The sequence below is a fragment of the Corynebacterium pilbarense genome (assembly GCF_026930265.1).
In the GTDB taxonomy this organism is placed as follows: Bacteria; Actinomycetota; Actinomycetes; order Mycobacteriales; family Mycobacteriaceae; genus Corynebacterium; species Corynebacterium pilbarense.
The window spans coordinates 1-594 of sequence record NZ_JANRML010000119.1 but is presented as its reverse complement, the minus strand read 5'-3'; the positions used below and the strand labels follow the sequence as shown (position 1 = coordinate 594).

The following is a 594-nucleotide window of genomic DNA, read 5'->3' as shown; positions in this document are numbered from 1 at the left end:
ATTGAGCTTCTCGAGATATAACAAATGCTCTTCAAGTGGTGAAGTTTCTGGAAATAATTGTACTACCAACTTTAAAGATGGGATCTAGAATTCTATGGGCAATACTGCCTCCAGCCCAAACATCCGTTGTAGTCTTAACGGATGCTCGGTAAGCCTATAATGCTAAGTATAACATCAAATGCCAATTTGACTTGGCTGAATTGATAGTTCACCGTAGAATAGTCTTAAGAGTTTTGTTTACAGCTTCCACCTGCCCATTGGCTTGGGGGCTCAAGGCTTCTTCAAAGGTGTTACCATAGACAGTAAAGTCATCCATGTAAACCTCCACACAGTCATGAATCAAGTCAGCAAAAACACCAAGGACATCTCTCTGAAATGTCGCAGGAGCGTTACATAATCCAAAAGGCAGCACCTTATAGGCATAAGTGCCCCAAGGACATGTGAATGTTGTCTTGTCCTGGTCTTCAGGGGCAATCTGAATTTGGTTGTACCCACTATATCCATCCAGGAAAGAAAAATATCTTTTTCCAGCCAAGGTATCCAAAACCTAATCTATGAAGGGTAAAGGGAAATAGTCTTTCAAGATTGCTTTGT

1 protein-coding gene is annotated in these 594 nt (G+C 41.1%); it reads right to left on the bottom strand.

The window, feature by feature from the left end; all coding sequences use genetic code 11:
* Positions 1-208 precede the first annotated feature (208 nt).
* Positions 209-544: a reverse transcriptase family protein gene (locus NUW87_RS11510; RefSeq protein ID WP_269028665.1), complete on the bottom strand. Its 336-nt coding sequence runs from the start codon at positions 542-544 to the stop codon at positions 209-211.
* Positions 545-594 lie beyond the last annotated feature (50 nt).